The following is a 6,390-nucleotide window of genomic DNA, read 5'->3' on the forward strand; positions in this document are numbered from 1 at the left end:
GTTAAGCCACTTGGCTGTTGGAAAGTGCCCTCGCCTAACTTGGAAACAATACGGCTCGTTCCCTCAAAGTAGTGTTTGGTAAACTTGCCTTTATTAACCACAAAATAAGGGTTTACATAAGCCGTATAGTTTTCGGTATGGGCTATTACCGCTGAGGTCTGTCCATTGGTTAGCACAGACTGGCTCTCGGCACTACTTTTTACCGCTCGTTCGCCTGTATGGTCGTAAGTGTAAAGGTGGAGTTTGCCGTTGTCGTTAATTCCTTGTAATCGGTTTTCCTCATCCCATACCATTAGCCTAAAGTCCTTAAAGCCTTGATAGGTGATCGGGTTACCGTTGCCGTCGTATTCGTAAGCTCTTGGCTTTGGTGTGGTGGTATCTTTAAGTTCGCTTAAAGCGTGGGGGTGTTTTTGCCATTTTGGCAGCCTTTTTTTATTGCGTAACGCTTCGGGGTAGGTTCGAGATGTGTTCGAGAGAACTCCGAGAGGGATACTTATATCCCTTCTTCTTTTTCTGTCATATTGTCCGAAAAATCATACGCTCTAATTGTAATTTTATCGCCCGACAACTCTGCATTGTTAGAGGTGGTTGTATAAACCCAATATAAACCTTCTTCTACTGCTTCCCCCTCTTCTACTAAGGTACTGTCTGAATTTTCTATTCTTACAGTTACTTTTTTTACTTTAAAATCATCAAAAGCCTTGATTTTAATAGGCTCCCCTTTTTTNCCTGTATAATGAGAAAGGTCTATTTCTTCTATATGAGGGGCTTTTAAAAAGTCTGCTATTGCAACATTATTAATGCTTAAACCTTTGTTCTTGGCTTCTTCTTCATACAATTTTTGCAAATCTGGCTTTTGAGAAATTGATTTTGTATATAATACTGCCTCTTGAAATCTGACCCTTTGTTCTTTCTGCTTGTCTGTTACCTTATTACTTTTTNTNGGNACTTTTGANACTATGGTTTTACCATTTCTTTGGCTAAATACCAATAAGTCTCCTACTTTGCCACTTAACCCGTGCGTAATTACATTATTCTTACTTTTTGCCATGATTTATTTGTTTTAATATTAAACTTCGCTAAAATATTTATTTTTTGTGAAGTATGCAAGAGGTGTCGCGTTTTTTTTACATTACTAACTTTGATATACGACCTCCTATTCAAATTCAGGATAATTTACAGGATATTTATTGCCTTTCAGAAGCTCTATGATACCTAAAGGATTTATTACAATTCCAATGTATGCATTTCGGTTTTCACCCTCTAATTTTCCTACCGTAGTAAAATCCTTATCATTGATATTCCATACATACCAATTTTGTGATACTATAACCCTATCTTCACTACCATAATCTTTCGTATCTCTAAACAATATCTTTGTCATATCTCCTATCTCATCACTATTCCCAACTTTTTCCCAAACCTTCATTTTCAATCCCAATTTAGTAATGCAATGGGCATAAAAGTCTATTTCTCCACTTACTATTTTTACTAAATCCAGATTACTATTTATACGATAGGTTTCTTTGAAAGCTCTAATTACATCACTATTCAATTGGGTAGAATCATTAGCCACATACTGAAAGTATTTTTTGAACCCATTCCCTATATTAACCGAAAACACGTCTCCTATTCTTACATTAACTCTCATATTACCTTATTTCTAAAAACCTAAAAGTCCACCCCCTTATTATTTCAATATTACATCTTTATCAAATTCGCACTATTAGCTTTATTGAGAAATGATTAAATCCACTTCCGGATTAGTAAATAACAAAACGATGTATCTATCATCAATAGTATTTACCAATAATTCCAACTTATTACCATCATATTCTACATATAATATCATACTAAAAACCCCTATATTCTTATCCAAAGGGGAAAATTTTCCTTCATCGCCTCTTTTACTTTTCGCCTCTTCCCAATTTGAAATACTAAATATACAGGGCTTGTTTAAAAACCTTTCTTTTTCATCACTGTATCCCGTAAAATGTACTTCAATTTTCTTATTATCCATGTCATAGCAGAATTTACTTGCTATTTCATCATCAAAAGAATATTTTAATTTATTTTTCATAATTTATGATAATTTATCTGATTGGAATATGAGCCGCAGGACTTTTATAATTAACTGGATTTAGAAAAATATCATAAGCATTCTTATTTCCTCCATAATTTAAGTGCATATGATTAAATGGCGTATATTTATCCGGAGCATCTAATCGAATTTTCATAGCCTCTCGTTGATAATGAACACTGGGAGACTCCAAAGGCCCTACCCTTTTAAACCCTGCTTTTTCTATATCTCTAATAAGTTGATCTCTTTCTAAATTACCTACATTTTGAAGCCATTGTTTAACTCTTATACGACCTGCCCCTAAAGACTCATTCGCTATATTCTTCCCTCCTTTTCCAAATGTATTAATAATTTTACTTAATATATTGCTACCAAATTTATATACTCCAGAAGCAGCTAACCCTAACCCTATAAACTCTCCAGCAGCAGTAGAAGCTGGTACTTCCATAAACATAAACTGTTCAAAACGCTCCACTGATTTAGCGGCAGAGCTATTAGAAATAGCTTGACTTAAACGCAGTCTTGCGGCTCTTATATTTTCATCTGCTTTGTTTCTTGTGAGTGTTACCTCTTTAATGTCTGTCTGCTTTAGCCACTCTAAATTTTTAGCGTTTTCTTTAGATGGTGTTGCTACATAAGTAGTGTTGTTTACACTATAAGTTTGCTCCGCTCTCTCTGGCTTAGGACATTTAGGACAATCCTCCGCCTCCATCCCTGTTGGATCAATCAACATCACAGGATTATTATTCGTATAAGCATACGGTTGCATTGTTTTTTCTACTAACGGGTCTACATTTAACCACAAACTTACCCTTGCATCATAATACCTTGCTCCGTAGTAGTATAAACCTGTTTCTTGGTCTAACTCCTTGCCGTTAAAGAGGTACGGCATATTAACCTCTGTTGTATGCTCATCAAATAAGACTTCTCCAAAGGCTATGTATTCTGTATGTTGGGTAACTTTACCTACTCTATCTGTTATATAACTACTTGAACCAAGGTGGTCAGGATGATAAAAATATAAATTCTTTTCTTCTACACCATTATCCTTAAAACCAAAGCCGCCTTTTACATTATCGGGTTTTACGGGGTCGCCAAACTGCACTGGCGGTCCTGGTACATCGCCAGGCTCGTTAAACTTTGGTGGGCGTGGCCAACCCTCTGGGGGCTCTTGGTCTTGGCTGATAATTTTAATGTACGCTACGCTTTTTGTTCTTTGCTAATTTAAACAACTTTTCTCTCTCGCTCCAAAAATTTTTCCGTCGGGCAGGAATTTTTTTTCCGTCAGCCTCGAAGAAAATTTCCATCGGGCAAGAAATTTCACGCAAGGCTGGGGGTGTTTATCTGTTCTGTTTTTTCATTTTCTCTTTTGCCCATTCCGGCAACTCTTTCCAGCCTTCAGCAGGAGCGGATTTTATACTGTCGGGAACGGGAATGTCTATATAAATACTTGATAACTCATCTACATTAACAAATATTACCAAGAATTTTTTTCCTATGAATGACCTATCAAACATATCACCTGAAAAAACTCCAGAATTACCTTTATATTCATTCTTACCTACAGAGTAGGTAAAATAGACTGTATACCCTCCACCTTTTGATACCGAAAATTTATCAAAAGTACCAATTGTATATCTTCCATTCTTATATTTAGGCATATTGACAAAGCGTCCGTAAAAAAATACACCTAAAAATATTACTAATAAACCGATTAAAAATAATTTACTAATTTTCTCTGTAGTCATTTTACTTATTATACTTATGTTGAACTCCTTTTGATATACCTTGCGACATTATTTCTGACTGAACTTCAATAACCGTCTGTCCTAACCCCGATGCTCCTAGCTTTTTATAGCCCATATTTCTACCCATAAATACCAAATCTGAACTAACTCCAATAGCATAATCTTGTATTGTTGATACCGAGAAGGCACCCTGATTTGCATCTGGAATCCAAAGTCTCTTTAAACTCAAATCTGACGAATTACCAACTAAAATACTTGCCAAAGGAGTTAAGAATGTATCTGCTCCCAGCTTTACCAAGTTTACATCTTGGCTAACCATCAATTGTGATCCTATACTAATACCTGCTTTAGTTGCTAATACCGAAGTAGAACCAGTGCTTACCACATAAGGCAATGCCGGAGCTAAAATTGCACCACCTGTTGCTATGGCTAAGTTTCTTTCAAAACTTTCCACAGACTTAGCTGCTGGGCTATTCTCAATAGCTTGACTTAAACGCAGTCTTGCTGCTCTTATATTTTCATCTGCTTTGTTTCTTGTGAGTGTTACCTCTTTAATATCTGTCTGCTTTAGCCACTCTAAATTTTTAGCGTTTTCTTTAGATGGTGTTGCTACATAAGTAGTGTTGTTTACACTATAAGTTTGATCTGCTCTATTTGGCTTAGGACATTTAGGACAATCCTCCGCATCCATCCCCGTTGGGTCTATCAGCATTATAGGATTATTATTCGTATAAGCATACGGTTGCATTGTTTTTTCTACTAACGGGTCTACATTTAACCATAAACTTACCCTCGCATCATAATACCTTGCACCATAATAATACAATCCCGTCTCACTATCCAATTCTTTACCATTAAAGAGGTAAGGCATATTGGTTTCAGTTGTATGTTCATCAAAAAATACCTCGCCAAAGGCTATATACTCTGTATGCTGTGAGATTTTGCCCATTCTGTCTGTTATATAACTACTACTGCCCAAATGGTCTGGGTGGTATCCTCCTTTATTTAGATACAGAAATTTAGTTTTTATGATTGCTGGGTGGTGCATTTTTTAGTTTGTTTTAGCATCACTTACTTGAGTATATTACCAATGATTAATATCTACTATCTTCTTTACCAAAATTATAATAATAATTATAGTAATTGAGCCCAACCATAATTTTATATAATCCGATATATTTTTTTTTATTTCAAAATACTTTCTTTTATCCCCTCTTAGTTTACAATAAACATAATAAACATTAGCTCCAAAAAATTCAGCTATTATTTGCATAAAAATATACTGTAATATTTCCATTATTTTTCCTTTTCTTTTAAAGGTTTTAGAGAACCTACTGTTCCATTTTTCAATGTATTAACATTATTTATTTTATTCAACACCTTATTTATACCTCTATTTATATTTCCTCTTACTTTCGGTGTAGCTCTTGCTAACGAAGTTCCTTTAAAAAGTTTAGAAAACTGTGATGCTGTTAGTGGAGTCAAAATATCTTTAGACACTCTTAAGCTAGAGGCAGGCAAAAATTTTGGAGATACAGGGTTAAATGCTCCTGAAAACGCAATTGCTCTCTCCCCTGAATCATATTGAGGAGTTCCATCAAGATTAGTATATGCTCTACTTCCCGTTAATGGATTTACATGGTCTTTACCTAATAAATCAAAATCTACAACTTGTGCAGCTAAATAGAAATTATTAATTACACCATATGATAGTTGACCTAAAATACCCTCAGAATTAGCCCAATTGCCTAGTATCCCTCTATCTCCATCCCATTGAGTAATAAAAGAGCCATTAGGGGCATTTATTGTTGTTCCTGCTTTAGTTACAAATGAATTGTATATAGGATTATTTTGATTATCTGTTACGGAGCCATCTGAATTAAGTGAATAACTATATCCACCCATACCTAAAATAGACTCCATAGATACATTCGCAGAAGAATATACATTGGTTACATTATTGTAACCAACTAATTTAGCATCTGATATAGTGTTTATATTTGGATTATAGGTATATGTCTTTTTCCCATTTTGCAGTTGTTCAATCCAACCTTCTCCTTCCATCCCCGTTGGGTCTATCAGCATTATAGGATTATTATTGGTATAAGCATACGGTTGCATTGTCTTTTCTACTAATGGGTCAACATTTAAAAATATAGACACTCTTGGGTCGTAGTATCTTGCTCCGTAATAATACAATCCTGTCTCTTGGTCTAATTCTTTACCATTGAAAAGATACGGCATATTAACCTCTGTTGTATGTTCATCAAATAATACTTCCCCAAAGGCTATATACTCGGTATGCTGGCTTATTTTTCCTGTTCTGTCTGTTATATATGATGAACTTCCTAAGTGGTCAGGGTGGTAGAAATATAAATTCTTTTCTTCTACACCATTATCCTTAAAACCAAAGCCGCCTTTTACATTATCGGGTTTTACTGGATCGCCGTATTGCACCGGTGGTCCCGGTACATCGCCTGGGTCGTTAAACTTTGGTGGGCGTGGCCAACCCTCTGGTGGCTCTTGGTCTTGGGATATATCACTCCAACTGATAGAAGGATA

At 35.4% G+C, this 6,390-nt stretch carries 7 protein-coding genes; all 7 read right to left on the reverse strand.

The features are described from left to right. Nucleotides 1-293, reverse strand: a 293-nt coding sequence (locus C237_RS13265) for a hypothetical protein (RefSeq protein ID WP_033398912.1), incomplete at its 3' end; no start/stop codon positions are given. 863 nt (nt 294-1,156) lie between these two features. After that, nucleotides 1,157-1,651 carry a hypothetical protein gene (locus C237_RS0109390; protein ID WP_018676240.1) on the reverse strand — a complete coding sequence of 165 codons (495 nt, stop codon included), beginning with the start codon at nt 1,649-1,651 and terminating at the stop codon, nt 1,157-1,159. Between the two features lie 81 nt (nt 1,652-1,732). Further along, a complete protein-coding gene (locus C237_RS0109395) occupies nt 1,733-2,080 on the reverse strand; it encodes a hypothetical protein (protein ID WP_018676241.1) in 348 nt (115 codons plus the stop codon). 13 nt (nt 2,081-2,093) lie between these two features. After that, entirely contained in the window at nt 2,094-3,185 is a 1,092-nt protein-coding gene (locus C237_RS15020; protein WP_018676242.1) for an RHS repeat domain-containing protein, read from the reverse strand. Between the two features lie 235 nt (nt 3,186-3,420). Beyond that, the gene (locus C237_RS13275; protein WP_033398914.1) at nt 3,421-3,828 is read right to left on the reverse strand and encodes a hypothetical protein; all 408 of its coding nucleotides are present in this window, start codon (nt 3,826-3,828) and stop codon (nt 3,421-3,423) included. Between the two features lies 1 nt (nt 3,829). Beyond that, a complete protein-coding gene (locus C237_RS0109410) occupies nt 3,830-4,876 on the reverse strand; it encodes an RHS repeat domain-containing protein (protein WP_245539717.1) in 1,047 nt (348 codons plus the stop codon). A 248-nt stretch (nt 4,877-5,124) separates the two neighbouring features. After that, the coding region (locus C237_RS15025) for an RHS repeat domain-containing protein (RefSeq protein ID WP_051081514.1) at nt 5,125-6,390 on the reverse strand (1,266 nt) is incomplete at its 5' end.

Source organism: Riemerella columbina DSM 16469, from assembly GCF_000374405.1.
Classification (GTDB): domain Bacteria; phylum Bacteroidota; class Bacteroidia; order Flavobacteriales; family Weeksellaceae; genus Riemerella; species Riemerella columbina.